A 26493-nucleotide genomic window follows, 5' to 3' on the forward strand; every position below is an offset into this window, starting at 1 on the left:
AAGCCCCCATTCATTACACGCCCCATCACCTTGCCGAGCGCATCCGCGCTGAACAGGCGGCCATGAAAGCCCGAGGCGAGACCTCTGGTGAACGTAAGACTGTCACGGCGCTGTTTGCCGACATGGCCGGATCCACAGCGTTGATCCACGACCTCGATCCAGAAGAGGCCCACCGCCTCATCGAGCCCGTCGTCGCGCTGATGATGGAAGCCGTCCACCACTATGAAGGCTACGTGGCCAAGACGCTTGGCGATGGCATCCTTGCGCTCTTCGGCGCCCCCATCGCCCATGAGGATCATACGCAGCGGGCGCTATATGCGGCGCTGCGCATGCAGCAGGCGATACGCCGACATAGCGACCGTATTCGTCTGGAGAAAGGCATTGCACTGCAAATCCGCGTCGGCATCCATACCGGAGAAGTCGTAGTGCGTTCGATCCGCACGGACGATTTGCACACCGATTACGATCCGGTCGGGAACACGATCCACATCGCATCTCGGATGGAGGGAATCGCGACACCTTCGTCGATCCTGGTGAGCGAGCCGACCTACAAGCTGGCCGAGGGTTACTTCGAATTCAGGGCGCTGGGCGCTACTCAGGTCAAAGGCATTCCCGAGCCCCTCATGGTGTACGAGGTGCAGGGTCTCGGTGCGCTACGTACGCGCCTGCAGCTCTCAGCACACCGCGGATTAGCCAGGTTCGTCGGCCGCGAACTTGAACTCGAACACCTTCATCAGGCGCTCGAGCAATCCAAAGTGAGCCACAGTAAGGTCGTCGCGGTGGTAGGCGAGGCCGGAGTCGGCAAGTCGCGGTTGTTCCATGAGTTCAAGGAGCGCTCGCGGCGTGGCTGTCTGGTGCTGGAGACATTTTCGGTGTCGCACGGAAAGGCCTTTGCGTACTTTCCCCTGATCGAGCTGCTGAACAACTATTTTCAGATTACCGCCCAGGATGACGAGCGACGGTGCCGGGAAAAGGTCATGGGAAAGACCCTGACGCTCGAGCGCAGTTTCGAGGATCTCGTGCCCTACCTGCTCTATCTGCTAGGCATCGGCGAACGCAAAACGGCACTTGCGGAAATGGATCCTCAGATCCGTCGCGATCGCACCTTTGACGCGATCATTCAACTGCTGGCGTGCGAGAGTCGCAATCAGCCAATTGAACTGCTGTTCGAGGATTTGCAATGGCTGGACTGTGAGACTGAAGCATTCCTCGCGCACTTCATCGACCGATTGGCGAGTACTCCGATCCTGCTCCTCGTGAACTACCGGCCCGAGTATCAGCCGGTGTGGACGTGCGCGGGTCATTGCAGTCAACTGCGGCTCGAACCGCTGAGCCCGGCCGAAGCCCAGGGAATGCTCGCGGCCCTGCTTGGGGATTCCCCTTCCCTCGCCCTCCTCAAGCAGCTCATTCTGAAGAAGACAGAGGGCAACCCATTCTTCATGGAGGAAGTGGTGCAAACGCTGGCCGAGGATAAGTCGCTGCTCGGTGAACCTGGCCGTTACTGGATCGAGCAAACGCCGGCGGCGCTGCATATTCCCACGACCGTGCAGGGTGTGCTCGCCGCCCGTATCGACCGGCTCCCCGTTGCGCAGAAGGAATTGCTGCAGACCCTCGCCGTCATCGGCAAGGAGTTCCCGTTCAGTCTGCTCAAGCGCATCTGTGATGGACTGGGCACTCGGACGGACGACGATTTGCGCGATCTGCTAGCCCGACTGGAGGCCGTGGAGTTCATTTACCAACGGCCTGCATTTCCGGAGGTAGAGTATTGCTTCAAGCATGCTCTGACCCAAGAGGTCGCGGGCCATACGCTACTCGCAGAGCGGCGTAGAACATTGCACGAACGCACGGCGCAGGCCATCGAGGAGCTGTTCCCCACCCGCATCGCCGATTATTGCAGTGAACTCGCGCACCACTACAGACTGAGTGGCAATGTCCCGAAGGCTGTGGAATACCTGCACCTTACCGGCCAACAGGCCCTCCAGCATTGCGCCCATCTGGATGCGATGCGTGACCTCGGCGCGGCGCTGGAATTGCTCGAGCATTTGCCCGACACGCCCGCGCGTGCTCATCAGGAACTGACGTTGCTACTCGCCCTGGGACCGGCTTTGATGGCCGTGCGAGGCTATGGTGCATCCGAGGTCGAAGCCACTTACACCCGCGCAATGGCGCTGTGTGCGCAAGTCGGCGACCAATCCGTGCTCTTCCCTGCGCTGCTAGGGCTTCGGACTTATTACTCATTGCGTGCGCAGTACTCAGTCGCGTTCGAACTCGGTGAACGATTGCTCAGTATTGCGCAAACTGCACAAGATCCCGACTTGCTTGTGGATGCCCATGCCGCACTCGGGGCGACATTGTTTTGCCAGGGTGATCTGTGCCATGCCTACGAACATCAGGAGCAGGCGCGTGTACTCTACAACCAAGACATGCATCGCACACATGCCATTACGCACCGCATGGATCCAGACTACGTCTTGTCATTTTCGGCCTGGAGTCTTTGGTACTTGGGTTTCCCTGATCAGGCCAGCAAGCGCAACCGGACTACCCTTGCTCTAGCCAAGGAATCCCGCCCGTTCAGCCTGGCCTTCACCCTATCCGCTACGTCGATACTGGGGCAGTTTAGGCACGATGTAAGACTCGCCGAAGAGTTCGCGGATGCCGTCATCTCGCTTTCACTCGAACGAGGGTTTCCGTTTTATTTGGTGTGGGGGACAATTCTTCAAGGTTGGGCTCGCGCCGAGCTGGGAAACACTGACGAGGGGATCGCTCAGATAACCAAGGGTATCGCGACTTACCAAACAACCGGAGCAGAGTTTGGATGTTCTTATTTTCTGGCCCTGCTGGCCGCGGCTCATGAGCGCGTCGGGCAATCGCAAGAAGGACTGGATGCCGTGACCGACGCTCTGGCTATGGTGAACCGAACTGGCGAACATTTTTACGAAGCAGAACTGTATCGGCTCAAGGGCACCCTGATTCTCCAGTGTCCAGTCGAAGATGGCCAGGAATTACCCGTCAGGCAGCAAGCGCAAGCATGCTTTCACAAGGCGATATCGGTCGCTCGACAACAAGGGGCAAAGTCACTCGAGCTACGAGCTACAGTGAGCCTTGCTCAGCTATTGGAAACTCAAGACAGGGAGGCGGCCAGGAAAATGCTCGCCGACATTTACGACTTCTTTACCGAAGGCTACGACAGCGTTGATTTACTACAAGCCAAGGCGCTGCTCGATACCTGGGTACAAGCAGAGGGTGAATGAACGATACCCCAAAGCGCGGAATGGGGTGTCAGCGAGTTGTCGGCGAGGGAGCGACAAGAAGGAGCCACCGTAACAAGTTCCCGATTCGGCTCAGCACCGACGAGGAGATCAAGAATGCCCATGCAAAACGATAAGCCTCGATGCAGCGACGAGCGAAAGCCGATCACGCTGGCTTTACAGGGCGGCGGGATGCACGGCGCATTCACCTGGGGCGTTCTTGATCGGTTGCTCGACGACGGCAGGCTTGCCATTGAAGGGGTGAGCGCAACCAGTGCCGGCGCGATGAATGCCGTCGTGCTGGCCTACGGCATGCTACAAGGTGGAGAGGCCGGCGCGCGCCAGGCGCTGCACGATTTTTGGTACGCCGTGGCGCAGTCCGCCGAGCGCCATAACCCGCTGCGCTGGATGCCATGGCTCAAAGGGACACACAGCTTCGGACTGGACTATTCTCCAATGTATACGTTCGCGGATATGGTGCTGCGCATTTTTTCGCCTTATCAGTTCAATCGCCGCAACTTGAGTCCACTGCGGGATGTGTTGGAGAAGCAGATTGACTTTGCTGCCCTTCGCAAACAATGCCCGCTCCACCTCTACCTGTGCGCGACCAATGTCGAGACGGGGAAGATACGCATCTTTTCCGACGAGGACGTCTGCGCCGAAGCGGTGCTTGCTTCGGCCTGTGTACCGACCTTGTTTCAGGCAATCACGATCGACGGGCAACACTACTGGGATGGCGGCTATATGGGAAACCCGGCCATTTTCCCGTTGATCTACCACTGCCATACACGCGATGTGGTGATCGTCCACATCAACCCACTCGTCCGCCCTGGCGTGCCCATTACAGCTGCCGAAATTCTCAATCGAATCAGCGAAATCAGCTTCAACTCGTCGCTAATGCGCGAATTGCGAACCATCGCCTTTGTGACCGACCTCATCCAGCAAGGTAAGATCGATAGCAACGTGATGAAGGAGATGCTGATCCACTCTATCAAGTCCGACGAGGCGATGTGCGCGCTCAGCGTATCCAGCAAGTACAACGCCAACTGGCACTTTCTTTGCGCTCTGCGCGAAAACGGACGACGCGAAGCCGAGGCATGGCTCACGCAGAATTACCAAAATATTGGCGAACGTTCGAGCATCGATCTCCGAAAGGAGTTTCTTTGAATGCCGCGAGCAGCGAAAATATTGTCATCCCCCGTGCAGCATCGACGACATAGCGGCACACATTAAGTGAATCATGCCAATGCCTTTCGTCCATCGCAATGTTCCACGAATTGGCTGCGGGAGCGCAAAAAAAGGGCGGCAAAGGATCACTTTGCCACCCAACCCCATTAAGGGAAACTTCACTTCACAAAGGAACATACCGTTATGAACTATACGGTATGTACACACAGCACTGGCGAAGGTACTGAATGTTAGTAGCCACTATTCTGGCGAAATATAATCCACAACCTCCAGCTCAAATCTCGACAAAGCATTAAATTTAACTTGGGAGCCAAGCAGTTTCATTTTATGCACGCCAAGGTCACGCAAAACTTGCGAGCCAGCCCCAACCATATTGTAACTGCCGCGCTTTTTCTTAGCCTTTATCGACTCTGTCAGTCGTAGCACCAAGTCTTCACCTTCAAGCGAATTACCGAGTAAAAGGACCACTCCAACGCCTTCGTCAGCTACACGAGTCATGGCAGCACGCAAACTCCATCTTCCAGGTCGCTGAACATGCAAAAGATCTTGTAAGGGGTCCATGTTGTGTACCCGAACCAAAGGGACATCGCAGCCAGCCAGATCGCCTCGGACCAAGGCGACGTGCACGTCGTTTTCAACTTCGTCCCTGTAAGTGACCATCTGAAACGGCCCCGATTCTGTTTCCAACGTCTGTTGACTAATGCGTCGAACGGTGTGCTCGTGAAGAAGGCGATAGTGTATGAGGTCAGCAATTGTGCCTATTTTCAGTCCGTGCAACTCTGCAAACGCTTCAAGCTCTGGGCGACGCGCCATGCTTCCATCATCGTTCATGATCTCGCAGATGACCCCACTCTCGGCAAAACCAGCAATACGCGCCAGATCGCAGGCAGCCTCAGTGTGACCGGCGCGGGCAAGCACGCCGCCAGACATTGCCATCAACGGAAACATATGGCCTGGGCTGACCAAATGATTGGCGTTGGCGTCTTTGGCCACAGCGACTTGCACCGTATGTGCTCGATCTGCTGCTGAAATTCCGGTACTGATGCCTGCAACCGCTTCGATGGATACTGTGAATTTGGTGCCAAACCCGGAACCGTTACTTGGAACCATTGGAGGCAAGCACAAATGTTCACAAAGCGCTTTAGACATCGGCATGCAAATTAATCCGCGGGCATGCTTAGCCATGAAGTTAATGTGATCAGCGGTGACGCATTCAGAAGCAATGATCAGGTCGCCTTCATTCTCCCGATCCTCATCGTCGACAAGGATCACCATTTTTCCTGCACGAATGTCTCGGATAATGTCTTCGATGCTGCTGAGTGCCACGTGAGATCATCCTCAAGACTAGATAGATAACACCCGAATACTGAGCCGCCTTGCGAAAGGCCAGGCATGCTCAATAACGATCAACGGAACATGTAGTGAAACCCGCTGTTCATCGATCCACGAGCAAGAGACTCTTCAACGACTCCTCTTTTGATGGAGACGTTGCAAAGAAGCAAAACAATGTCGACACAAAGGAAACTGCAGCCAAGGCTACCCAGGCTTCGCCATGCCCGACGTTACCGACAAACCATCCATAGATAACCGGAACGATGAACCCACCGATGGCTGAAAGAGTCAGCATCAAGCCGCAGGCAGTTGGAATATCCGACATTTCAAGATCCTGCTGGTAGAACCCTGGAGCTGAGATCCAGGCAGCAAACGCCATAATTGTCGAAGCGCCGATGACAGCTGCTACCACCTGTAAACCTGCCAACTCCAGATGGGGTACCAGAAACAATGCAATAGATTCGATGAGGCAGGCGACGACAAAAGTTGGAAGGACACCGAATACTCGGTCAGCGAGCCATCCCCCCAGCGGTCCACCGACAGCCCCGCTCACTAGAAGAATTGCCCCTAACAAACCTGCTTCGTGGGCCTCAAGATGCAACTGCGCCGAGGCATACTGGGGCAGTAGTTGAGCCGCGGTAAAATAACTCCCATACCCGCCAATAAAACTGACACCCAGCACCCACAGGTTTCGGTTGCCAAAGGTGCGCTTGAGAGATTCGAGATTGACCGCCTTCCTGTCATTAGCCTCACCCATGAGCGCAGGAGGATTTGGAAAAAAGAACAGAATGAGCACAAAGGTTGCTGCAGCAACAGACCCCGCTAACAAGAGAGCGTCGCGCCAGCCGTATTGGTTAACGACGTCAATCCATACGTACAGGCCTAGGCAGGCACCCAACGTGAACGCGACCCCGTCGACGATTCCGTTCGCTGTCCCCAGCTCGCGCCCCCTGAACCAGGCTGCAGTGAGACCGAGCGCACCACCGACATAGATTGAGGCGCCAACGCCACTCATGAATCGGGCAATGAGTAAAAGATCGTAATTCGGTGCCTTGGCAGACATGATCGTCCCCAGGGTTAGAACCGCAATGCCCAACAACATGGCGGTGCGCAGACCCAGCGCTTCGGCAATCATCCCTGCAGGAATATGTGCAATGCCGTAGCCTGCGACGAATATACCCACAAGCAATGCCAGTTGAGGGTATCCCAGATTCATCTCTGTCATCAGTGTGCCAAAGGTTGGAACAATACTGAACCAGTTCAGTGTGCACTGGAGAAACGAGACTGCTATAACTGCTAATGCCACCCATCTGTTATTCATGACCGCTCCTTTCGCTCTTAGGCGAAATAATTAAATTGAAACGAGTTCTTTATACGGGTAGACGCACAAACCTACGCAACTGTGTAACTCAGTCGCACGATGTTTCCTGTATTAACTTAATAATTGCTTGAGTCAGTGGCTGTTCCGGTCGTGAGAGTTCCGATAGCAGGTTGAAGTGGTTTCGCTCGGGGGCGCTGATGGTGAGCACCGCGTGGCCCTTATCTCTCCATGCTGATTCGAAAGCTTGGGTTTGCCTTTTAAATCCCTGCGTCTCAAGCCCCCCAACCGATAGAATCAAGGGTGGAGCAGTTTCCGGGATGAGATGGATAGGACTGAGTGCTCTTGCCTGGTACGGCTCCAACCGCAGCCATTCGTTGGGACCTATATCGCACAGCGGCTCAATATCAAACACCCCACTCAAGGCAACCGCTCCCTTGATCAGGTCGGGCGGGACATTGAACTCATCCTGCCAATGCGAAGCCAACAACATCCCCACCAGATGCCCACCGGCAGAGCTACCGCCGACATGGAATTTCGATGGATTGACGCCAAACTTTGCAACGTTATGGTACAGCCAGGCAACGGCACTGCGTATTTCCCTGACGACTTCCGCCAGCGTCGCCAGTGGCAGCAAGGTGTACTCCACTGTCGCAACTGCGATCCCAGCATCGGTAAAGACTTTTGCCATCAGCGCCGCATCTTCTTTAGACTGCGAACGCCAATATCCGCCATGGATAAAGATAAAAAGCGGCGCAGGCTGATGCGTAGACGAGGTCGGAAAAAGATCGAGCCGTTCGGCAGCCGCCAATCCGTATTTCAGATCGTAGATGCCCACACAGGCTGCCTTGGCAGCGCGGGAGAGTTCCGCATATTCGCGTACGCAAGCATCGAAGTCGGGAACAGAACCGCGGGCGCTGTACTCAATATTCCGTTGCTCAACGGTTTCAAAATAGAGATCGTATTCGGCGTTTGACATTTTGTGGTTTCTTCACTTAATTGAAGGGCCATGCAAACTGTGAGTTCATCGCCCGCAAGATCACTCGGCAAACTTCAATCTGCCGAGCGACCTCGCTTCATCTGCTCATCGAAATCACTTCGACCGGAGGGCGGATACTTTAGTTTTAACTCCGAATTCGGCCATCATCGGAATGACTTGCTCTCCAACAATTTTAAGATCGTCGACAAAATCCGGCACGATAATCGTAATGCCGTCTAGTTGCCCTTCGATAACGGTATGAGCAACTCGCCGTGCCAGCGTTTCCACAGACCCTGTCATTGCGCCGCCGAGCACAGAACTCACGTGTTCATTTTGATTGATGAAATATTGCGCTGCGAAATTTTCCTTCGCGCTCTTGTCAGAGGAATATTCCATTGCCTGGCGGGCCAGCGCTTCGCGATCCACACCCGCATCGTAGAAGTCCAGGCGCTCCTTCGCCTCTGCGTCGGTGGCCCCGGGTATCAAGGTGAACAAGCCATAAGACTTGAAACCAGGCTTTTGTGCCTGGGCTGCCAGTTCCTTGACTCGCTTACCGCGCGCCAGTGATTTTTCATCGTCGCCGCACGGGAAGAAGCTACCGTTACAATTATCGATGGTGAATTGGAACCCGCGATCTGAAGCTCCGGCACAAATGATCGGCGGCACCTGCCTTGGCTTCGGATTGGACATGCAGTCCACCAGTTCGAAGAAGTCGCCCTTGTGGTTGACGCGATCCTCTGTCCAGAGCCGCTTGACGACTTCGATCCACTCTTGCGCCAGCGCGTAGCGACTTGCGTGATCCAGGTCGCGCCACAGGCCCATTTGTCCGAGATCGAAAGGGTTGGAGCCGGAAACCAGGTTCAGGCCTATTCGACCGTTGGAAATCTGATCCATTGTAGAGATCATCTTGGCCACTATTGCCGGCGGGAAAATCATCATGTGTACAGTCCCCCAGACGCCAATGGTGGACGTTGCCTCGGCCAACGCCGCCATGGTACTCAGCGATTCAAGTGAGATGTTCCAATGATTGGTTGCACCATCGTAACCGCGCCAGTTGGCTTGGCTGAGCGCAAAGTCAAAACCCATCTTTTCCGCAAGGAGCGTCACCTGCTTTGCGTACTCATAAGTGCCTGGCAACTTGGGGCCATTGGTCGACACCACCCAACCATTGTTAGTGACCGGCAGAAAGACACCAACTTCAGTAACCTTAGAATCGTTCATTTAAACACCTCAACGAGCGTTAATTGATTAGATATGCAAGCGTTGTATGAACACTGCACTTCAAGAACACACGACAGCTTCCGCTTCGATCTCAATCAGGATCGAAGGGAAAATTAGCGCACTGACTTCAACCCCGGTACTGGCAGGTCGATAGCCACCAAAATACGCCTGGCGTACTTTCCAGTATTCTTTGGTAACTTCTGGAGTCAGTGGACATGCAAAGTAAGTAGTGAGCCTTACAATGTCTGACATCGACGCCCCTTCACGTTTCAGGATTGCCTTGATGTTTTCGAAACATTGCGCTGCTTGTGCCGCCAAATCACCCTCACCCACAACATTTCCCTGGGGATTGAGTGCAATCTGCCCGGACAGATAGATATTGTTACCTGCACGAATGGCGGGTGCCGGCGGCATGTCCTTTTCCCACTCCCATTCGCACGCCACGGATTTAATATGATGCTCGGGCATTTTATTCTCCTACAATCAAATGAGCAGCCCAGCCGATTGGACGTACCTCATTTGAACGCACCAAATTGCCCTCGCCTATCCGATTTACCCTCGCGTTCTGTCCATTCTCTAAAATTCCAGCTAAAACCAGCGGTTGATTTGACCGAAGCTTTCCTCTGACGTTTTTCCAATAAAGCGTGACTCGCAGGGTTTGTACTCCAACCTCCAAAGCCCCAACAATCAAAAATACTGATTACAGCAACATTGCTTTGCGCACAACCACCCCAAACAAGTCAATATTGACTCATTCGAAGATTCGGTTAACTATCCTCCAGCGCAACAGAATAGGCGTAAAACAAATGACTATAGCCACCACCTATACCTATGAGCGAGTCCTTATCCGCACCAATAACTGAGTAAACTTTTCAAGGCGCCAGTCACCCTGAGCGAGGGGAACAGCACTTATTCCAAAGCAACAGCCTTCAATACACCAAACTTACTGTGGAGCCCTACCCATGTCTATCGAGGCCGTTACCACTCTCGAAATCAGCTTTACTGTCGAGCCAAATCCTGATGACGTTACGCATCTGTATGATTATGCAAAGCGCATGCGAAGTTTGCCGGGATGCCTTGGGTACGATGCGACAACAGGCAACCAACTCCCTTTTACCTGGATCATGGCTGGGTATTGGAGCTGCCCGAAACTCATGATCGAGCACTATACGGAAGATTCGATTGATGAACTAATCATAGCCATAGATAGCAAGTTGAAAAAAATAATATTTCGGAACTTTCCTAGCGAAAAAGAGCTTCAGCCATGAAAAGCGAGCGAGAAATTCTTGGTTTTGACTTAAATCTACTTATTACCTTCCTCATTGTTTATCAAGAGCAAAGCGTATCCCGCGCAGCCGTGCGGCTCCACGTGACGCAACCAGCGGTGAGTAATACGTTGAAGAAACTTCGCGATATATTTGACGATGAACTGTTTCTACGACAAGGGAAAAAGCTGGTTGCTACACAACGGGCGACCGAGATTTCCGAGATACTCAAAAACGTGCCTTGCGCAATCGCGCAAGCGCTGGATTTGGTCTACCGCAGTACATAGCCTTGGGCGTATTCAGCCATGATGCTCGTTTGCAGCTCAAGACGGCCGCAAATGTCTCAAAAGTGGGGACAGAAGTCCCCACGCTTTCTTAATGTTGCTGCTTCAGCTGGAAGCAGGCTTTGATTCCAGGTTTCGAAAGGCACTTCCATGAAAAACCAGTGGTTCTTCCATCGGACGGGTTGTTAAAGCGTTAATGCGCAAAAGCACGATACCGTGATCGCCTGCCGGCAACACATTTTCCAGCGTGCAATCCAGCCATGCTGTCGCACCATCGATAAACACTGCGCCCTCGGGGCTAATCGACAAGTTCAATTGCTCAAATTTGTCCTCTGCGCGGGAGGCGAGTCGACGAACCGATTCGTTGTGCTGGTACCCCAGAACGCTTATGCCTAACCGGGGTAGAGGTTTTAGGATATCCCAGGTATGTGAACTCCACTGCACACAAAACGCGACTAAAGCGGGCTCGATGGAAACCGCCACGAAACTACTGGCGATCAGGCACACAGGTTCCTCATTGGCTATGGCACTGACGGCGACGACACCCGTTGGAAAGCAGCCAAAAGCACCTCGCAAAAGTTTGGTTTCCTCTTCCAGGCCTTTGAGAGATTGAAATGGTGGATCCGCTACCAGATTGACCTCAGGAATACGTGACATTAGCGTGCCCTCCCCGCCATGGCATGTTTGAGGATTGGCCCCCAAACCTCTACGTATTTAGCGATCTGTACACCGTCTTCGTAAGTCTTGTCAGACAGGTAAATACCCGCGGCCGGGCAAGTTGCACCCAGCTCTACCAGCAAAGGTTTGAGCAGCAGGTCAGGCGCCATCGCGTGCGCAGGGCCCGCGCCAAGCATCAGCGGCACAGCCACCGTTGCGCGCAATCCATCACCGGTTGCAAACTGATCCATAAACAGCTTGAGCAGCCCAGTGTAGGTGGCTTTGAAAGTCGGGCTGGCAACAATCAGCAAGTCTGCGTTTGCCGCTACCTGGATGGCCTTCTGTACCGCGGGTTCTTCCCAGCCGAGCAAGGCAGCCCCCAGATCAACAACATCGATAATCTCATGTGATGTGCTGCCCGTTATTGCAGTGGCCAACAACTGCGCGGCATGTGCGGTTCTCGATTTTGGCTTCGGGTTGCCAACGATAATGACGATAGACATGTTGTCTCTCCTGTGAATATGACGTTCGTCCCTGCCGGAACCAACAAAGGCTCTTTGTTCCCCGTGATATGCGGGACTTCATCCCTTGTGGCTAGTTTGAACCGACAAGTCACAGGAGCTATCCAGTTACGCCACCAAGCTTATCCAGCGCGCACGAAGCAATACCGCAGTGGCTTTGAAGTAGCCGCCAACGGATAGATTCTGCCGGCAAAACGGATAGATGGGGCGCTCTGACAGCGCTTCAATCGAGTCAAGGCCAATGACTCTAAAAGGAGCCCCTGATGAGCACTACACGAAGCGTGAACCAATGGCAGCAATTTATCGAGGGGTGCCTGGATTTCCGCCCTGTCGAGGGTATCTACCGTATTGCCCGGGATATGTTCACAGAGCCCGAACTGTTCGACCTAGAGATGGAACTTATCTTCGAGAAGAACTGGATCTACGCGTGCCACGAAAGCGAAATTGCCAAAAACCACGATTTCATGACCATGCGTGCCGGACGTCAGCCGCTGATTATCACTCGTGACGGCCAAGGTAAGCTCAATGCACTGATCAATGCGTGCCAACACCGTGGCACCACACTGACGCGGGTCGACAAAGGTAACCAGTCGACTTTCACCTGCCCCTTTCATGCCTGGTGCTATAAGAGCGACGGCCGCCTGGTAAAGGTAAAGGCACCCGCTGAGTACCCCGATGACTTTGACAAGGCCACCCGCGGTCTGAAGAAGGCGCGCATCGAGAGCTACAAGGGCTTTGTATTCATCAGCCTTGATGAACAGGGTAGCGACAGCCTTGAGGACTACTTGGGGGACGCCAAAGTGTTCTTCGAAATGATGGTTGCGCAGTCGCCTACCGGAGAGTTGGAAGTGCTGCCAGGCAAGTCCAGTTACACGTACGACGGCAACTGGAAACTGCAGAATGAAAACGGCCTGGACGGCTATCACGTCAGCACTGTGCACTACAACTACGTGGCGACGGTTCAACATCGTCAACAGGTCAACGCAGAAAAAGGCCTGTCTGCCAGCAGCACTCTGGACTACAGCAAACTGGGTGCAGGCGATAAGGAAACCGACGACGGCTGGTTCGCCTTTCACAATGGCCACAGCCTGCTGTTCAGCGACATGCCCAACCCAGCCGTCCGCCCTGGATACGCCGCGATCATGCCGCGGCTGGTAGAAGAGCATGGCCAAGGCAAAGCCGAATGGATGATGCACCGTCTGCGCAACCTGAACATCTACCCGAGCATGTTCTTCCTCGACCAGATCAGCTCACAGTTACGAATCATCCGTCCACTTGCCTGGAACAAGACCGAAATCCATAGCTTCTGCCTGGGGGTCAGGGGCGAATCCGACGCCGATCGCGAGAACCGCATTCGTCAGTTCGAAGATTTCTTCAACGTATCGGGTCTTGGGACGCCCGACGACCTGGTCGAATTTCGTGAAGCCCAACGCGGATTCCAGGCACGCCTGGAGCGCTGGAGCGACATTTCCCGAGGCTGTGACAAATGGGTCAAGGGCGCGACCCGCAATAGCGCCACGATTGGTATCGCCCCGGCCTTGACCGGCACCGAATTCACCCATGAGGGCCTGTATGTGAATCAGCACGGCAATTGGCAGCGCTTCCTGTTGGAGGGCTTGGCGCGCAAGGCTCAAGAACAACAATCCCTGCTGCTCAAAGAGGTGTGAAACATGAACGCCCCACTGCAACACCGTATCGAGCAGTTCTTCTACCGCAATGCCGAATTGTGCGACGCACAAGACTGGGATGCCTACTTGGACATGTTCAGCGAAGACAGCGAGTTCCACTTGCCGCAATGGGATTCAGAGCACGTGTATACCACCGACCCAAAAAACAGCATGTCGCTGATTTACTACTCCAACCGTGGCGGTCTGGAAGATCGGGTATTCCGGATTCGTACCGGTAAAGCGGCATCGACCATTCCGATGCCGCGCACGCTACATCAGATCAGCAATGTGCGGATTACCGAACTTGCAGATGGCGACCTTGAAGTAAAGGTCAATTGGCACACCTTGTACTACCGTTTACAGGCTGCCGAGCAATTTTTCGGCCTCGCCACCTACCGCCTATGTCCTGACGGGGAAGACTGGAAGATTGCACGCAAACATGTGCTGTTGCTGAACGACACGATCAATTCCGTGCTCGATTTCTATCATCTTTGAATCAACGGAATTCTGATCATGACGCACAAGGTCGCTTTCAGTTTCGCGGATGGCAAGACATTGTTCTGCGCCGCCCAGAACAATGAAATCCTGCTCGATGCGGCGTTACGTTCGGGGATCAAAATCCCGTTGGACTGCCGTGAGGGCGTCTGCGCCACTTGCCAGGCTCGGTGTGAATCCGGCCAATACACCCAGGATTACGTCGACGAAGAAGCACTGTCACTTCAGGATCTTGCCCAAGGCAAGGTGCTGACCTGCCAAACCCGGGTGCAGTCCGATGCTACGTTTTACTTCGACTTTGACTCGACGTTGTGCAGCGCAGAGGGTCCTCGCCGCGTACAGAGCCTTATCACCCGCGTGGAGCTGGTTTCACAAACGACCGCAGTCCTCCACGTCGACGCCGGGCAGCACCCCCAGCAACTTGATTATCTGCCTGGGCAATATGCGCGACTGCATATTCCTGAAACAGATGAATGGCGCTCTTACTCATTTGCCAGTCGCCCAAGCCCCGACAATAAGTTGCAGTTTCTCGTAAGGCTGTTACCGCAGGGGGTCATGAGCGACTTCATGCGCGATCGCTGCCATCCGGGTCAAGAGCTGGAATTCGAGGCGCCGCTAGGAAGTTTTTACTTAAGGCAGATTACCCGGCCCCTGTATCTGGTTGCCGGTGGAACCGGGTTATCGGCGTTCCTGGGAATGCTCGATGAACTCGCGATTCGTGGCACCTGTGGCCAACCGGTCAGACTTTTCTATGGGGTAACCCTGGAGGCCGATCTGTGCGAAGTTGAGCGTTTGCTCGGCTACTGCGATCAAATCGCTGATTTCGACGTGCAGGTTGTGGTGAGCCGGCCGTCGACGACTTGGTCTGGAAAATGTGGCTGGATTCCCGAGCACTTTGACCGTGATGCCCTCGAGGCCGGCTCTTTTGACATGTATGTTTGCGGGCCGCCACCGATGGTGGAAGCGATCAAGGGGTGGCTGAACGAAGAAAACGTTCAAGGGGGAAATCTCTATTACGAGAAGTTTGTAGAAAGTAATTCTTCGCGGTGATCGTAATGGCCCCCCGTCATTGCGGGTGGTTGCCACGACATCTTTGATGCATGGTGCCGAGCTCCTTTTTCCATCAGTTTGCCTTGGCGAACTGGTGGTTTTTTTTCGGCAACCGATCCGATGTCATCGTTTCCAGGACTCAGGTTTGGAGCAACCTGAGTCTTGCATTGCATTTACATCGCCGTGCCGGATAAGCCCGGTAATTCAGTACCGAAATTGTTCGACCAGACGGCCCAGGGACCTGGCGAGACGAGTCAGTTCATGACTCGCTGCTGCGGTCTGATGTGCACCTGCGGCAGTTCGGGTGGAAAGATCCTGAATGTTGACCAGATTACGACCCACCTCTTGAGCAACTTGAGCTTGCTCGTTCGACGCGCTCGCGATAACAACATTTCGCTCGTTGATGTGCCCTACCCCTTCAGCGATTCGATCGAGGGCTTGTCCGGCACGAGTTGCCAATTGCTGAGTCTCGTCGGTCAATGCCTGGCTAATCGTCATTGCCCTGACTGCCTCCTTAGCGCCCGCCCGCACCGAATTCATCATTCGTTCAATCTCGCCAGTCGAGCCCTGGGTACGGTGGGCCAGCGCACGGACTTCATCCGCCACTACCGCAAAACCACGTCCTTGTTCACCGGCCCGTGCTGCCTCGATTGCGGCATTAAGTGCCAACAAGTTGGTCTGCTCGGCAACCCCACGGATCACATCCAATACCTGGCCGATATCGCGGATTTGATTTTCCAGCGTTTGCACCTTGGCAGTCGACTGCGTGATCTCATGGGTCATCTTAGTTATGGCATCAACGGTTTGCTTGACCTGCATGCTGCCATTTTCAACGTACTGGCTGGCATCCATCGAAGCCTCGGATGTCGAGACGGCATTGCGGGCAACCCCTTCGGCTGCAGCTGTCATTTGATTGACAGCCGTTGCGGCCTGTCGCACCTCGTCATGCTGGCGGGTCAAGCCTTGCGAACTCTCCTCAGTACTTGTTCAGCTCTAGCGCAGCCAGTGCGAGTTGGCTTGAAGCATTCGCCATCTCCTCGACCGTAAGTTTCAGGCTCTGTCGCATAGCACCCAGGGCTTGTAACAATTGCCCCGCTTCATCTCGGCGGTCGCTTGAGATGGGTTGAGTAAGATCCCCCCCGGCAATACGTTCCGCGCTGGAAACCGCCTGTTCGATAGGCCGCGTAATCAGTCGTGTAATGATGATGGCCAGCGCCAACGCTGTGAGCAGCGCTAACGCCACACCCATCCCTAGCGTGAAGTCCGCTTGAAAATGGGTGGCCTTGGCGGCTTCATAAGCTTCGATACCCTGACGCTGCTTGGACTCAACCATAACGTTCATGTCCGCCATCACTTTCAAGTAAGCCGGGAACGCCTGGCTTTCCAGCACTGCATACGCAGCCAGTAGATCCTTGGCCGCAATGTGCTGTTTCGCAACATCAACCCCTTCCAGATAAATACGTTTATGTTCTTCAAAGGCATCACTGGCAATGCGTTCATCACTTTGCAACTGAGTACGCCGGTATAGGGAGAAGGAGGCCTGTGAGCTGGCAATATCTCGTCCCATAATCTCTAACGCTCGATCCAGCTCACTTTGTGTAGCGCCACGGTATGCAAGCGTCATCAACCAGTAGAGGTCTCGATCATGAGCGATCAACGTACTCTTGACATCATTGAGCAGCACCAAGGGTTTTAGGTTTTTCTCCAATAGACTTTCCACAGTCAGGTTGAGATTAGTCAGCCCTTGCTTACCAGAAAATCCAACAGCCGAGGTTATTAATGCACACACACCAAAAGCGATAGCGAGTTTATGCGCCATCTTTAAGTTGTCAAACCAGGTCATCAGATTGTCCACTCCAAGGCAGAGAACGTTAAGGAAGGGTATTTCAACGACGAAGAGCCCGAACACCTAATACTAAATGCATTAAGCATACGGACTTGGCGGGATAAATTAACGCGGCGCCCGAAACTCCAGAAACATTGACACGGCGTCATAAAACAACCGGTGATTCATCAACGAGCCTAGACTATCCGTGATGCACTCTGGCCACTGTGTCCTTCGGGCTTTCACCAAAAAACCTCTTGTATTCAAGAGAGAATCTGCCGATGTGGTTAAAGCCCACGTCCATTGCTATAGAGGCGATGGTTCTCCTGGGGTAGGTTTTGAGCAGTTCCTGCCGCGCCTTGTCCAACCTGATTTTTTTCAAATAATCGATCGGTGTGGTACCTACAAAGTCCTTGAATTCCGCGCAAAATTTTGCCGGAGTCACACCAGACATTCGTCGCACTGCGTCCAAACATATTTTATCGAAAAAGTGTTCTTCCATATAACGCTTGGGCCTGGCGATGCGCTCTGGCAGCGTGATGGACACTTTCTTGGCTATTTCATCAGAGTAATTACTTTCCTGGGTCATCAGAAAGGTGCGGATCAAACTCAACTCCCAATCCGCACCAACACCCGGAAAACCAACTATGCTGCCTTCACTGGACATTTCGCTAAGATAATATCTAGCCGCACGCCACCAAGAACTTGCCTGGGCTGTCCCTATAGGCATCTCCATGCGAAATACCAAAGGTCTATCAATCGGCCGACAGACCAGACGCTGGAGCTCGCGGTACATCAACTCACGGTTGATTGTGACAAAAACCGAGGAACAATCATGATCGAGATCTATAATAATTTCGTTCCCGGGCGAGAGTACTAGCCCTTTGCTGGGCTCGGATAATGTACTTGCACCCGCCGTTCGAACCGTTTGGCTACCACACAGTGGCAGGCTGACACTGAAATGTTCCATACCACTGCCCAAGTGCACAGACACGGGGGCGCCATACTTCAAATAGCCCAAGGTCATTTCCGTGGTGGCCTTAGCATGACCAGAGTATTCAAAACGCAAGTTTCGCTTTTCACGAATATCCATATCGTGATCGCCACAAAAACTACGCATGAACTGCAAGACAGAATCAGGATTATCGTCGATGACTTTGACGGTTTGTTTTTTATTGAAGAAGTCTACATACGTCACGTTCAGCTCCTCCTTTCCCCAGCCTAGCTCGGCGGCTAGCCTCAGCTGAGTTGAAGAAATATCAGATCGGCCACTGCTGGGCCAGCAGGATACTGGCACAGTAGGCTCTTTTTTTTTACAGATCCAGTACTAGCACCGAGCCATGCTTGGCGCGCGAGACGCAGATTAGCATCTGGTTGCCACGAGCCCTGTCTGCGGCAGACAAGTAAAAGTCCTGATGATCGATGTCGCCGCTGATAACGGCCGTAAGGCAGGTACCACAGATTCCCTGCTCACAGTTGAGTGGGCATTCGACACCGTGTTCGGCGATAACCTCAACAATGCTTTTATCCGAAGGTACGACCACCTCGACCCCTGAACGAGCGAGCTGCAGCGTGAAGGCTGCGTTATCACCGGTTGGCTGCACTGCAGGAGCAGCAAAATACTCTTTATGCAAGACAGTATCCGGGCGCGCTTGTACGGCAGCGCAAACCGAGTCCATGAATCCTACCGATCCGCATAAATAAATATGACTTCCAGAGTCCAGACTGCTGATCAGCTTTCCCGCATCAAACCGTGGCTCATCAGGGCAATCCCCGCGATACAGCACCACTTTTTCGGCAAAAGGAGCCTGAGTGAGCTCACTTGAAAAAGGCGTGCGCGCCTTTGATCGCGTCACGTAATGAAGGACATAAGGTTTGCCTTTTCCTTCAAGACTCCTGGCCATCGCCAGTATCGGTGTAATTCCAATACCCCCGGCAATCAGGATGATTGGGGCCGAACTTGCCTCCAGTGGAAAGGCATTTCTTGGCAGCCCAATCCTCACGCGCATGCCAGCTTCGACGACGTCATGCATCCATCGTGAACCACCTCGCCCTTCCTCCTCTCGCAACACTGCGATTACATAGCGATGACGCTCTCGTTCATCGTTAAGTATCGAGTACTGTCGCGTCGTGCCTTCCGGGGTGTGAACATCTATATGCGCCCCGGCAGCGAAGCCTGGAAGCAAATCGCCGTCAGGGCAAACCAACTCGAACGAGCGAATCGCTTCTGCTTCATCCGTCACTTTGCTGACTATGAGCTCTCTAACATCATTCATAATGAATTCCCCTTTTACGAGCTGCCTTGGCGGCCGAATGACCTGGCAGCGTGTGGGCCTCACCAGGCTTACTTCCTCCAGGCTCGGGGGACGAAGCAAGGGCGCCTCGTGGAGACCATGCAAAGAGGCGATTGAAATCACCGCCTCGCTGCGCGTAGTTTTTCCAAAGCCATCAACGATAGGCAGCGGCCCCCAACCCGAGCCTCGCTAACGCCCTGCGGTATTCAACTGACATACGATCTGCCGGGATGTGAACTTCATCTCTCAAATCAAGTGGCAAGTCATATGGGCACTGGGCTTCAACCTGAGGCGAATCCTCACTATTGACCTGCTTATTGAAGGCGCGAACCGCCTGAGCAGACATCTCCCAACTTTCATCGAGAACCATCTGAAATACCTTGGACTTGCTGGAAGATATCGGGCTCACGATATCGTAAACCCGATAAATGTGGCCCGTTCCAGCGTTGAACACTTTTACACTCGAAGCAAAAGGAAGAGTCAGTTTGTATTCGTATACTGCATCTTGATAAGTAGGCCCTTCAGCATCGCTACCGACGTACCGCGTTTGCTCGACGATATTCGTCTTGAACGAGAGGGTTTGTTCGGTGACATCCACATCATAAGGTGCAATATCAGTTGCAGGTCCACCAAAAGAGTTCTTATGCAGGAACGGTACGTGTGCAATGTCATTGAAATTTTCCACACGCCTGCCAGCGGAAGCATTGATAACGTAAGAGGGGCTGCTAATTACATTCCCAGAGCCGTCTTCAAGTTGTGGCCAGCTAGGCAAACCAGACTTTGCTTCGTCTGCCAGGCAAACCCAGATCAATCCATAGCGTTCTTCGGATTGATATGTGCGAAGGCGCAGCTTTTTAGGTATCGGTGAGCCTTTTGCCAATGCTGGAATCCCGACACAAGTCCCCTCCCCATTGTATTCGAAACCGTGAAAGCCGCAGACCAGCTTGCCATCTCGAACTTCACCGAGACTGAGTTGCCCTCCTCGATGCATGCAAACGTCCTTGGCCGCACTAATGCCAGCGTCTGTTCGAAACAAAACCATCGGCGTATCCAACAAATATACCCTGACGGGCGAATCAGCAATTTCATCGGACTCAGCGACGGGGTGCCAATACGTAGACAAAATCTCCCAGTCCGACTCACTGAAAGTACAATTTCGCGGCAGCTGTACTTTGACTGCCTCGGTTTTTGCAATAAGCGACATAATACAACTCCTCTTTCTTAACAATCAGCTTTGGGCTGACGAAGAATTACAGGCCATCGAAAAAATAGAGCAATCAAGCTGCCAGGAGGGCGAGTCTGTGTTTTTCGCCAAGCGTACATAATCAAAGATGAGGTTTGATTGCCGGCAGCAGGCGGAGGATGGAAAAAAGCTTAGCGTGCGCGGATCAAGCACCGTACGAGCGGAGAAGCCCAACAGGAGTGCGCATATTTGATGCCGCCACCCCATCCCGATAAAAACGCGGCCTGAAGTAAAAATACGGGCGGGACTGTAATGATGAGTGCACATAGGTACATCCATAAGTTCTTATTTTTTTAATTCGGATTGAGTTAATTCAATCCCGTCGTAATCTGTGTCGACACCTTTTAGGTGTATCGTGACAAATCAGCCTAACCTTATGTGAAAATCAAACTGCAAACATTACAACCAGCAATCAAAAGTCGTAGCGAGCAATTGCACTTGTAGCACTTTGGTTTGTATCAAACGCCGAAGTACTCTTGATTCCGTATTTGTCACTCCAATACTCATATTCAATACCCACAAAGAAATGCCGCTTTTCAAAGCCCATCAATCTTCCCAGGTCATACTTGATTTGAGGATTGAAATGCACGTAGGAGTGATAGTCACCTTTGTTGTTGACCACCCAATCAATGTAACCATCAATAACTATATCCGATCGCCCGAATGGCAGGGTATACGACCAAACCGGAGTAATCTGGTAGCGCCCAGACGGCACGTTGCCTCCATCCGGTTTACGGTAGTAGGTATTGATCAGGAAATAATCGAAACCTGGCACCTTAAGATCAAAACCAGGACCTATCAAATAGTTGACCCCATCATGGGTTCCTTTGACGTCATTTTTGTCCCACTCGATGGTGGTCGCCAGCAAGACATCCGTAACAGGCCCGAAAGAAATTTTCTGATTTGCTATTTTCCCAAAAGAAAATCTTGTACTGAACTCCCCATAACTTCCGTTATGGCCATCGCTCGGTTCACTTTCGCCGTTGTACCAATAATTATCAATAAAGGTGTAGATATCACCCCATGTCCAGTAACTGGCATGTTCAAATGTTACCGTTTGCTGAATTGACGGATCAACCTTGAAATTTTTGCCATAGGCATAAGTCAAGCTCTCCCCATGCCAAAGCAGTGGGCCGTCAGCGACAGCGGAGCCTATCCAAAGCAACGACGCCAGCAGCGCGCCTTTGGCAAATATTGATCCCATTTAACTTATCCTATTCGAGTAATTATAAGCGCAGCGTATCCGCCACTTGACAAGGTTTAACAACGGCAGGGAGAGCCAAAAATCTGTTTTATAGCTTTCAAGTATTTGTTCTTCATGACCTCCTGTTTTCCAGGTATAAAAAGGCATTGCGTAGTTGTGAACCAGCTCAGACCCAGATAAGTAAACTTGAGCCATAGTCAGCCTTGCGCGGTGTTCCGTGACTATTCTCGCGAGCGGTTTGCTTCCCAGCTATCCAAAATTCCAGCCTGGATTATCCAATTTTCCTTACAGGGATCATCGTGTCGCGGCTAGCCAGTGAAGGCTGGAAATGGATAGCGAAAGCGCCATAAATGGATTGAGGCGCCGGTGCCCAAGCCCTTTAATCTGAACGGGACAAAAACCCAAAAGAGGATTCCCTCATGAGCTCTAGCCCTTATTCACACCGGTCTGGCGGATCTCACCTCGCCTTGTATCTGCCGAGAGCCTTAGTCAAGGATGAGGCCATAAGGCAACCTGATGGAACTCAAATCAGCGGAGGGTCGCTGTGATGAAAACAGTCGCCCAGCTTTTGGCAAAAAAGGTGGACAAGCATGTGCATACCGTATCTCCAGAGACCACGGTACTCGATGCATTGAGCCTAATGAGTAACCACAATGTCGGTGCGCTGCCCGTTTTGCGCAATAACGAATTGGTTGGCATTGTCAGCGAACGCGATTACGCACGAAAAATTGTATTACAGGGTCGTTCTTCATTCGTAACGGCGGTCAGTAACATCATGACAGAGGCGGTGATCATTATATTTCCTATGCAAACCGTCAGGGATTGCATGGCGCTGATGACTGAACACCGCCTGCGACACCTGCCGGTGATGAATAACGGACAGCTTGTCGGTCTTTTATCAATCGGCGATCTGATCAAGGAGACTATCACTGATCAGGCTGCGCTAATCCACCAACTCGAGTGCTATATAAGAGGAGAATAAGTCTACCGATGCAATAAAAAGGCAATTTATGCCCATTCACAAAAACTCGCACGAAGTCTGTTCTGAAATTTTGCGTCATGGATAGACTGCCGAGCAGATTCGGATAGACGCTGGCGCCACAATAAGCGATCTTTTCCTCTCTGCTGCGATTGCGGCAATTGAGTTCGAGTTCAGGCGGCAGGTATTAACGATTTGTCTTCTGAAAGTTTAAACCGTTTAGTCAGGATTCCAACATGATCAAGTCTCGTGCTGCAGTTGCATTTGCTCCAAACCAGCCGCTGGAAATCGTTGAAGTAGATGTGGCCTTGCCAAAACAAGGCGAAGTGCTGGTTAGAATCGTTGCTAGCGGGGTTTGCCACACAGATGCCTATACCTTGTCGGGCGCAGATCCCGAGGGTATTTTCCCCGCGATATTAGGACACGAGGGCGCTGGTATCGTAGAGGCTGTTGGTGCAGGAGTGACCTCTGTCGAGATTGGTGATCATGTAATCCCTCTTTACACGGCAGAGTGCAAGGTTTGCAAGTTCTGCACCTCCGGTAAAACCAACCTCTGCCAGGCAGTCCGAGCCACTCAAGGCAAGGGGCTCATGCCAGATGGTTCGTCTCGCTTCTCGTATAAGGCAAACCCTATTTACCACTACATGGGAACGTCGACGTTTTCCGAGTACACCGTTTTACCAGAAATCGCGCTCGCAAAAATTTCAAAGTCAGCTCCTCTGGAAAAGGTCTGTCTGCTGGGTTGTGGCGTGACAACCGGCATTGGCGCTGTACTGAATACAGCAAATGTTGAAGCAGGCGCTACGGTCGCAATCTTTGGCCTGGGTGGCATTGGCTTATCAGCAGTTATCGGCGCGAAAATGGCACATGCAAAACGGATCATCGCTATCGACATTAACCCTGAAAAATTTCAGATTGCCAAAGACTTTGGTGCAACGGATTTTATAAACCCCAAGGACTACGATCGCCCCATACAAGATATCATCGTAGACATGACTCAGGGAGGTGTGGACTACTCTTTTGAATGCATCGGCAATGTTGAGCTCATGCGTGCTGCATTGGAGTGCTGCCATAAAGGCTGGGGTGAGTCCATCATCATCGGAGTTGCCGCCGCTGGCAAAGAGATTAGCACCCGGCCTTTCCAGCTGGTCACTGGCCGAGTATGGCGCGGAAGTGCGTTTGGCGGGGTAAAGGGACGCACCGAACTACCTAACTATGTTGCAAAATCCGAATCCGGCGAAATCCCTCTAGACAAATTCATTACTCATACGATGCCGCTGGCCGATATCAACAAAGCGTTTGAGTTGATGCGCTCAGGTGAGAGTATCCGCACTGTTATTCACTTCTAATAATTAATATTTATCCACGGTTTACCGCTGAACACGACCCTCAATAGGAGAGCATGATGTCTGTATTTACTCACGTAACAGTTGGCACCCAAAACCTTGATCAAGCGCGAAAATTCTATGATGAGATTTTGGGTAAAATTGGTTTAAAGCGCCTCGCTGATCTTGGCGATAATGGCTCCATTTGGGGTGAAGACAAGCCTTCCTTTTTCGTTCTCAAACCTGCAAATGGACACCCGGCATCAGTAGGGAATGGTGTGACAATCAGCTTTGCAGCGCCAAATCGTGCTGCGGTAAAGGCCTTCCATGAAGCGGCTTTAGCTTTGGGAGCTCAGGACGAAGGGGCTGTAGGTGAACGCTCTTGGGCACCCAATGCATTCGCGGCGTACGCTCGTGATCTGGATGGCAATAAATTAGCTGTTTATTCTTTCTCGGAAGAATAAGCGCAAGCGCGGCTGCTACGCCCAGCCGCGCTCCTGTTGATTTCACCAGCGGCACCCGCCGCCAGGACTTACTGGAATGAACGCGTCACGGTGTAGGAGCGCCGTCTCTTGCCTGCGGCCAACGACTTACTTACAGCGCCCTTTACAATCAGAACAAGAATCAGGAGAGAAAGCATGCAACTAGGCACTATGCAGCAAGCGCCCTTACTGATAGGCGATATCCTGCGCCACGCCGCCGTTGCTCACGGGGAGCGTGAGATTGTCTCGTGCCTGATTGACGAACCAGTCTGGCGCTATAACTATGCAGAGCTGGAAAAACGTGCCGGTCAGGCGGCAAGCATGCTGCGCTCGTTCGGCATCGGTCAGGGCGATTGTGTTTCAACCTTGGCTTGGAACACTCACCGTCACTATGAGCTGTTCTTCGCAGTGCCAGGTATCGGCGCAATGCTGCATACTGCCAACCCGCGGTTTTCCGACGAGCAAATCGCCTACACCCTTAACCATTCCGGAAGTAGTGTGCTGCTATTTGATCGCACCTTTATTGGGCTGGTTATCCGGCTATTACCCTCTCTGGTAAACATTACTCATTTCATCATACTCAGCGAAGACAACGTGCCTCCTATATCCGGGTTGGACGCTCAGTCCTATGAAGCCCTTATTTCCGCACACCCGGCATTGATAAAATGGCCAAGCTTCGATGAAAACAGTGGCGCAGTCCTGTGTTATACCTCTGGCACAACGGGCAACCCGAAAGGCGTGCTCTATAGTCATCGCTCTATCGTCCTGCACGCTATGGCCGCGGGCCTCAGTAGTGCATTCGGTTTCACGGCATTCGATTGCATCATGCCCTGTTCGTCTCTATACCACGCCACTGCCTGGGGAGTTCCCTTTGCCGCAGCGATCAATGGTTGCAAGTTCGTTCTTCCCTGCAACAGGATGGATGGTAAAAGCCTACAGGAGTTAATCCAAGCCGAGGGGGTAACGTTCTCAGGTGGAGTGCCAACGATTTGGACAATGTACATCGACCACTTAGAGCGCAGTGGCGAGGACGCTGGCAAGTTGAGTCGCCTGGTTATAGGTGGCTCGGCGGTACCGAGGGCGATGGCTGAGAAATTCCAGAATCGATATGGTGTATCCGTACTTCAGTTGTGGGGTATGACCGAGACCAGTCCGCTTGGGGTAGTTGCGACTACCACACCCAAACTGGAAGCTATGGGCAAAGCCTTTACCAACGATATGATCTGGAGCCGCCAGGGTCGCCTACAATTCGGGATCGAGATAAAGATCATCGATGACCAGGGCCAGGAATTACCACGGGACGGGCGAAGCCCGGGAACACTGATGGTTCGTGGCCCCTGGACGATCGAACGTTATTATCGCAGTGAAGTCAGTGCACTCGACACGGCCGGCTGGTTCAATACCGGTGACATCGCTACGCTCGATGCATATGGTTTCCTTCGTATCACCGACCGCAGCAAGGACGTGATCAAGTCTGGTGGTGAATGGATTAGCTCGATAGATATTGAGAACGCCGCAGTGGCCTGTAACGGCGTTAAAGTGGCAGCTGTGATCGGCGTCCACCACCCCAAATGGGATGAACGTCCCCTATTAGTGGTTGAGCTACACGAAGGCGTCGAATTGAGCGAGACGCAGATGATTGCGCATTTGGAACCTAACATCGTCAAATGGTGGATGCCTGATGCGATCATCTTTGCCAGCGTGCCATTGACCGCCACTGGCAAGATCGACAAGAAAATGCTGCGCGAGCTCTATTGCAACCATTTGTGCGGCCAGACCGCATGAATAACCACCCCTAAAGTACAGGAGAATGGTGCATCACTATTTGCCGGGTACACTTCCTGCAAGAGTATGCAGTGTGCAACTGCAACTCCTGATAGATGCACCGTGCGAAGAGAGGCTTGTACTGAAGCAAA

At 52.8% G+C, this 26493-nt stretch carries 24 protein-coding genes; 11 read left to right on the forward strand and 13 right to left on the reverse strand.

Annotated features, from left to right (window positions below; all coding sequences use genetic code 11):
- The first annotated feature begins 62 nt into the window (after positions 1-62).
- Both ACYP2Q_RS02795 and ACYP2Q_RS02800 read left to right on the forward strand, forming a co-directional pair.
- Positions 63-3251: an adenylate/guanylate cyclase domain-containing protein gene (locus ACYP2Q_RS02795; protein ID WP_459729464.1), complete on the forward strand. Its 3189-nt coding sequence runs from the start codon at positions 63-65 to the stop codon at positions 3249-3251.
- A 114-nt stretch (positions 3252-3365) separates the two neighbouring features.
- Complete coding sequence (locus ACYP2Q_RS02800) at positions 3366-4415, forward strand: patatin-like phospholipase family protein (RefSeq protein ID WP_459729068.1); 1050 nt, start codon at positions 3366-3368, stop codon at positions 4413-4415.
- A gap of 261 nt (positions 4416-4676) precedes the next feature.
- On the opposite strand, the gene ribBA is transcribed toward ACYP2Q_RS02800, so the two are convergent.
- From ribBA to ACYP2Q_RS02825, 5 genes are all read right to left on the reverse strand, one after another.
- Positions 4677-5762 (reverse strand): bifunctional 3,4-dihydroxy-2-butanone-4-phosphate synthase/GTP cyclohydrolase II, encoded by a 1086-nt coding sequence (ribBA, locus tag ACYP2Q_RS02805; RefSeq protein ID WP_459729070.1) that lies wholly within the window; start codon positions 5760-5762, stop codon positions 4677-4679.
- Between the two features lie 109 nt (positions 5763-5871).
- The gene (locus ACYP2Q_RS02810) at positions 5872-7089 is read right to left on the reverse strand and encodes an MFS transporter (RefSeq protein ID WP_459729071.1); all 1218 of its coding nucleotides are present in this window, start codon (positions 7087-7089) and stop codon (positions 5872-5874) included.
- Positions 7090-7177: 88 nt separating this feature from the next.
- Positions 7178-8065 carry an alpha/beta hydrolase gene (locus ACYP2Q_RS02815; protein WP_459729072.1) on the reverse strand — a complete coding sequence of 296 codons (888 nt, stop codon included), beginning with the start codon at positions 8063-8065 and terminating at the stop codon, positions 7178-7180.
- 114 nt (positions 8066-8179) lie between these two features.
- Complete coding sequence (locus ACYP2Q_RS02820) at positions 8180-9286, reverse strand: LLM class flavin-dependent oxidoreductase (protein WP_459729073.1); 1107 nt, start codon at positions 9284-9286, stop codon at positions 8180-8182.
- Positions 9287-9346: 60 nt separating this feature from the next.
- Positions 9347-9754 carry a RidA family protein gene (locus tag ACYP2Q_RS02825; RefSeq protein ID WP_459729074.1) on the reverse strand — a complete coding sequence of 136 codons (408 nt, stop codon included), beginning with the start codon at positions 9752-9754 and terminating at the stop codon, positions 9347-9349.
- 494 nt (positions 9755-10248) lie between these two features.
- Between ACYP2Q_RS02825 and ACYP2Q_RS02830 the strand changes: the two genes are divergently transcribed.
- The gene (locus ACYP2Q_RS02830) at positions 10249-10554 is read left to right on the forward strand and encodes a hypothetical protein (RefSeq protein WP_459729075.1); all 306 of its coding nucleotides are present in this window, start codon (positions 10249-10251) and stop codon (positions 10552-10554) included.
- On the forward strand, positions 10551-10838 hold the full coding sequence (locus tag ACYP2Q_RS02835) for a LysR family transcriptional regulator (RefSeq protein WP_459729076.1): 288 nt from the start codon (positions 10551-10553) through the stop codon (positions 10836-10838). Before ACYP2Q_RS02830 ends, ACYP2Q_RS02835 begins: the two co-directional genes overlap by 4 nt.
- A 102-nt stretch (positions 10839-10940) precedes the next feature.
- Here the strand turns inward: ACYP2Q_RS02835 and ACYP2Q_RS02840 are convergent, their stop codons facing one another.
- Positions 10941-11492: a flavin reductase family protein gene (locus ACYP2Q_RS02840; protein WP_459729077.1), complete on the reverse strand. Its 552-nt coding sequence runs from the start codon at positions 11490-11492 to the stop codon at positions 10941-10943.
- Entirely contained in the window at positions 11492-11995 is a 504-nt protein-coding gene (locus ACYP2Q_RS02845; RefSeq protein WP_459729078.1) for an NAD(P)H-dependent oxidoreductase, read from the reverse strand. Before ACYP2Q_RS02845 ends, ACYP2Q_RS02840 begins: the two co-directional genes overlap by 1 nt.
- A 278-nt stretch (positions 11996-12273) precedes the next feature.
- Between ACYP2Q_RS02845 and antA the strand changes: the two genes are divergently transcribed.
- Genes antA through antC form a run of 3 tightly spaced genes read left to right on the forward strand, consistent with a single transcriptional unit; the run spans position 12274 to position 15225 of the window.
- Positions 12274-13680: an anthranilate 1,2-dioxygenase large subunit gene (gene antA / locus ACYP2Q_RS02850; protein WP_459729465.1), complete on the forward strand. Its 1407-nt coding sequence runs from the start codon at positions 12274-12276 to the stop codon at positions 13678-13680.
- Positions 13681-13683: 3 nt separating this feature from the next.
- Positions 13684-14175, forward strand: coding sequence for an anthranilate 1,2-dioxygenase small subunit (antB, locus tag ACYP2Q_RS02855; RefSeq protein WP_459729079.1), 492 nt, complete (start codon positions 13684-13686; stop codon positions 14173-14175).
- An 18-nt stretch (positions 14176-14193) separates the two neighbouring features.
- On the forward strand, positions 14194-15225 hold the full coding sequence (gene antC, locus ACYP2Q_RS02860) for an anthranilate 1,2-dioxygenase electron transfer component AntC (RefSeq protein ID WP_459729080.1): 1032 nt from the start codon (positions 14194-14196) through the stop codon (positions 15223-15225).
- Between the two features lie 204 nt (positions 15226-15429).
- Here the strand turns inward: antC and ACYP2Q_RS02865 are convergent, their stop codons facing one another.
- The 6 genes from ACYP2Q_RS02865 to ACYP2Q_RS02890 all read right to left on the reverse strand — a co-directional run bounded on the left by ACYP2Q_RS02865 (position 15430) and on the right by ACYP2Q_RS02890 (position 21791).
- Entirely contained in the window at positions 15430-16134 is a 705-nt protein-coding gene (locus ACYP2Q_RS02865; RefSeq protein WP_459729466.1) for a methyl-accepting chemotaxis protein, read from the reverse strand.
- A 67-nt stretch (positions 16135-16201) separates the two neighbouring features.
- Complete coding sequence (locus tag ACYP2Q_RS02870) at positions 16202-17068, reverse strand: MCP four helix bundle domain-containing protein (RefSeq protein ID WP_459729081.1); 867 nt, start codon at positions 17066-17068, stop codon at positions 16202-16204.
- 184 nt (positions 17069-17252) lie between these two features.
- Entirely contained in the window at positions 17253-18248 is a 996-nt protein-coding gene (locus tag ACYP2Q_RS02875; protein ID WP_459729082.1) for an AraC family transcriptional regulator, read from the reverse strand.
- A 115-nt stretch (positions 18249-18363) separates the two neighbouring features.
- The gene (locus tag ACYP2Q_RS02880; protein ID WP_459729083.1) at positions 18364-19326 is read right to left on the reverse strand and encodes a PDR/VanB family oxidoreductase; all 963 of its coding nucleotides are present in this window, start codon (positions 19324-19326) and stop codon (positions 18364-18366) included.
- Positions 19327-19498: 172 nt separating this feature from the next.
- Complete coding sequence (locus tag ACYP2Q_RS02885; RefSeq protein ID WP_459729085.1) at positions 19499-20548, reverse strand: Rieske 2Fe-2S domain-containing protein; 1050 nt, start codon at positions 20546-20548, stop codon at positions 19499-19501.
- 451 nt (positions 20549-20999) lie between these two features.
- The gene (locus ACYP2Q_RS02890) at positions 21000-21791 is read right to left on the reverse strand and encodes an outer membrane protein OmpK (protein ID WP_459729086.1); all 792 of its coding nucleotides are present in this window, start codon (positions 21789-21791) and stop codon (positions 21000-21002) included.
- 547 nt (positions 21792-22338) lie between these two features.
- Between ACYP2Q_RS02890 and ACYP2Q_RS02895 the strand changes: the two genes are divergently transcribed.
- From ACYP2Q_RS02895 to ACYP2Q_RS02910, 4 genes are all read left to right on the forward strand, one after another.
- A complete protein-coding gene (locus tag ACYP2Q_RS02895) occupies positions 22339-22773 on the forward strand; it encodes a CBS domain-containing protein (protein WP_459729087.1) in 435 nt (144 codons plus the stop codon).
- A gap of 233 nt (positions 22774-23006) precedes the next feature.
- Positions 23007-24119 (forward strand): S-(hydroxymethyl)glutathione dehydrogenase/class III alcohol dehydrogenase, encoded by a 1113-nt coding sequence (locus ACYP2Q_RS02900; RefSeq protein ID WP_459729088.1) that lies wholly within the window; start codon positions 23007-23009, stop codon positions 24117-24119.
- Positions 24120-24175: 56 nt separating this feature from the next.
- The gene (locus ACYP2Q_RS02905; RefSeq protein WP_459729089.1) at positions 24176-24559 is read left to right on the forward strand and encodes a VOC family protein; all 384 of its coding nucleotides are present in this window, start codon (positions 24176-24178) and stop codon (positions 24557-24559) included.
- A gap of 189 nt (positions 24560-24748) precedes the next feature.
- Positions 24749-26362: a long-chain fatty acid--CoA ligase gene (locus tag ACYP2Q_RS02910; RefSeq protein ID WP_459729467.1), complete on the forward strand. Its 1614-nt coding sequence runs from the start codon at positions 24749-24751 to the stop codon at positions 26360-26362.
- Positions 26363-26493 lie beyond the last annotated feature (131 nt).

It is taken from the genome of Pseudomonas sp. MHK4, assembly GCF_054600775.1.

What these genes read in the sequence shown, in the direction of transcription:
- ACYP2Q_RS02795 (WP_459729464.1), top strand. Translation starts at nt 63, where the DNA reads ATGAAAGCCCGAGGCGAGACCTCTGGTGAACGTAAGACTGTCACGGCG.
- ACYP2Q_RS02800 (WP_459729068.1), top strand. Translation starts at nt 3,366, where the DNA reads ATGCCCATGCAAAACGATAAGCCTCGATGCAGCGACGAGCGAAAGCCG.
- ACYP2Q_RS02810 (WP_459729071.1), bottom strand. Translation starts at nt 7,089, where the DNA reads ATGAATAACAGATGGGTGGCATTAGCAGTTATAGCAGTCTCGTTTCTC.
- ACYP2Q_RS02815 (WP_459729072.1), bottom strand. Translation starts at nt 8,065, where the DNA reads ATGTCAAACGCCGAATACGATCTCTATTTTGAAACCGTTGAGCAACGG.
- ACYP2Q_RS02820 (WP_459729073.1), bottom strand. Translation starts at nt 9,286, where the DNA reads ATGAACGATTCTAAGGTTACTGAAGTTGGTGTCTTTCTGCCGGTCACT.
- ACYP2Q_RS02825 (WP_459729074.1), bottom strand. Translation starts at nt 9,754, where the DNA reads ATGCCCGAGCATCATATTAAATCCGTGGCGTGCGAATGGGAGTGGGAA.
- ACYP2Q_RS02830 (WP_459729075.1), top strand. Translation starts at nt 10,249, where the DNA reads ATGTCTATCGAGGCCGTTACCACTCTCGAAATCAGCTTTACTGTCGAG.
- ACYP2Q_RS02835 (WP_459729076.1), top strand. Translation starts at nt 10,551, where the DNA reads ATGAAAAGCGAGCGAGAAATTCTTGGTTTTGACTTAAATCTACTTATT.
- ACYP2Q_RS02840 (WP_459729077.1), bottom strand. Translation starts at nt 11,492, where the DNA reads ATGTCACGTATTCCTGAGGTCAATCTGGTAGCGGATCCACCATTTCAA.
- ACYP2Q_RS02845 (WP_459729078.1), bottom strand. Translation starts at nt 11,995, where the DNA reads ATGTCTATCGTCATTATCGTTGGCAACCCGAAGCCAAAATCGAGAACC.
- antB (WP_459729079.1), top strand. Translation starts at nt 13,684, where the DNA reads ATGAACGCCCCACTGCAACACCGTATCGAGCAGTTCTTCTACCGCAAT.
- antC (WP_459729080.1), top strand. Translation starts at nt 14,194, where the DNA reads ATGACGCACAAGGTCGCTTTCAGTTTCGCGGATGGCAAGACATTGTTC.
- ACYP2Q_RS02865 (WP_459729466.1), bottom strand. Translation starts at nt 16,134, where the DNA reads ATGACAGCTGCAGCCGAAGGGGTTGCCCGCAATGCCGTCTCGACATCC.
- ACYP2Q_RS02870 (WP_459729081.1), bottom strand. Translation starts at nt 17,068, where the DNA reads ATGACCTGGTTTGACAACTTAAAGATGGCGCATAAACTCGCTATCGCT.
- ACYP2Q_RS02880 (WP_459729083.1), bottom strand. Translation starts at nt 19,326, where the DNA reads ATGAATGATGTTAGAGAGCTCATAGTCAGCAAAGTGACGGATGAAGCA.
- ACYP2Q_RS02885 (WP_459729085.1), bottom strand. Translation starts at nt 20,548, where the DNA reads ATGTCGCTTATTGCAAAAACCGAGGCAGTCAAAGTACAGCTGCCGCGA.
- ACYP2Q_RS02890 (WP_459729086.1), bottom strand. Translation starts at nt 21,791, where the DNA reads ATGGGATCAATATTTGCCAAAGGCGCGCTGCTGGCGTCGTTGCTTTGG.
- ACYP2Q_RS02895 (WP_459729087.1), top strand. Translation starts at nt 22,339, where the DNA reads ATGAAAACAGTCGCCCAGCTTTTGGCAAAAAAGGTGGACAAGCATGTG.
- ACYP2Q_RS02900 (WP_459729088.1), top strand. Translation starts at nt 23,007, where the DNA reads ATGATCAAGTCTCGTGCTGCAGTTGCATTTGCTCCAAACCAGCCGCTG.
- ACYP2Q_RS02905 (WP_459729089.1), top strand. Translation starts at nt 24,176, where the DNA reads ATGTCTGTATTTACTCACGTAACAGTTGGCACCCAAAACCTTGATCAA.
- ACYP2Q_RS02910 (WP_459729467.1), top strand. Translation starts at nt 24,749, where the DNA reads ATGCAGCAAGCGCCCTTACTGATAGGCGATATCCTGCGCCACGCCGCC.